The organism is Klebsiella sp. X1-16S-Nf21 (assembly GCF_002837615.1).
Classification (GTDB): domain Bacteria; phylum Pseudomonadota; class Gammaproteobacteria; order Enterobacterales; family Enterobacteriaceae; genus Klebsiella; species Klebsiella variicola.
Window position 1 is genome coordinate 1 of the sequence record NZ_PJDK01000150.1, and the last position, 1,434, is coordinate 1,434.

The window sequence follows — 1,434 nt, forward strand, 5'->3', positions numbered from 1 at the left end:
CGCGGCGATGATGCGGGTTTCCGGCGTGACTACTTCGCGCAGGGCGCGCAGCTGCTGTTCCAGCAGCGCCAGCTGTTTTGGCACCTTAATCAGCACCAGCGCCGGCGCGGCCGGTAGCGGGCTCAGGCTATCCTGAAAGCGCACGCTCTCTTCATCGATACCGTTCATCCGCAGGTTGTGGCGGGTCGCCAGCTCGGAAATAAAGGAGTCGTTGATGCTGACCGGGTTGCGCTCCGCCAGCGCGCAGGCGAGCGCGCCAAAGCCGTCGTTGAAGATGAGCGTCAGGCCGTCGACGTCATTCACCTGTTGCAGCAGATATTCATCCGCCGCTTCCCATGCCTGAAGCGCTTCTTCTTCAGCGTTAGGTGGGAACCGCTCTAATGTGAATAACTCACCGTTTAACTCTGCCTGGCTCATCGCCTCTCCGCCTCCGGAATACTAAAACCCGCGAGTTTATACGCAAACTTCGCCCAGTTGAATAGAGATCGGTCGATTATCTCCCGCTTTCCTGCGCCATATGCGACAGACGTTTATCATCCAGACTGTAGCGATTCATTATCACTATCAACAGCGCCACCAGCACACCCGGGAAGAGAGTGAACAACAATTTAATCATCTGCAGCGCTGAAGCCGATTGCTGCGCGGCGCCGCCGACGTAGTCCCCCCACGCCAGCAGATAACCCACCAGCGCGCCGCCGATGGCAATCCCTAATTTGATTGCAAACAGGTTGGTTGAGAAGACAATTCCGCTGAGCTTCTTGCCGCTGCGCTTTTCTTCCGCATCAATGATATCTGAGAGCATGCTCCACTGTAGCGGTGTTGCCGCCAGCTGAATGATATTGATGATTATCACCAACGTGAAGATGGCGGCGACGTTGCCCGCCGGGACGAAATACATCGCGATTAACAGCACCGCCTCCAGCGCCATTGACAGCTTGAAGCCCTTCACTTTATCGATGTTCTTAAATATGAACGGCGACAGCATGGCTCCCACCACTCCGGAAGCCAGCGTGGTGGTCAGCAACAAGCTGCCAAGATCCGCGCGCCCCATAATGTTATTGACGTAGTAGAGCGTGGTACCGCCTTTGAACAGCACGGCGATCAGGTTCACCACGTTCAGCGTAAATAAAATGCGCCAGTCTTTGTTCGCCAGCAGGGTTTTCAGGTCATCAAGGATGCTGCTCTGATTATTGGCCGTAATGTCTGTAGAGTAGCGCTCTTTAGTCAGGCCAAAACAGATAAAGAACAGCACGATGCTCAAGGCGCCCATCACCATCATGGTGTAGAAATACCCGTTTTGCAGATTGCCTTTCCCCAGCCAGGCTACCAACGGTAGCGCAGTCAGCGACACAATCAGGCCGCCTAAGGTACTTAGCGCAAACCGCCACGACTGCAGCGATACTCGCTCGCGGGAGTCATTGGAAATATTATTAA

The 1,434-nt window shown here is 54.9% G+C and carries 1 protein-coding gene and 1 pseudogene; both read right to left on the bottom strand.

The window, feature by feature from the left end:
- Positions 1–417, bottom strand: a pseudogene (locus tag CW267_RS29780) (23S rRNA (guanine(1835)-N(2))-methyltransferase); the annotation flags it as partial.
- Between the two features lie 76 nt (positions 418–493).
- Positions 494–1,434, bottom strand: a 941-nt coding sequence (locus CW267_RS29785) for an MFS transporter (RefSeq protein WP_101148718.1), incomplete at its 5' end; no start/stop codon positions are given.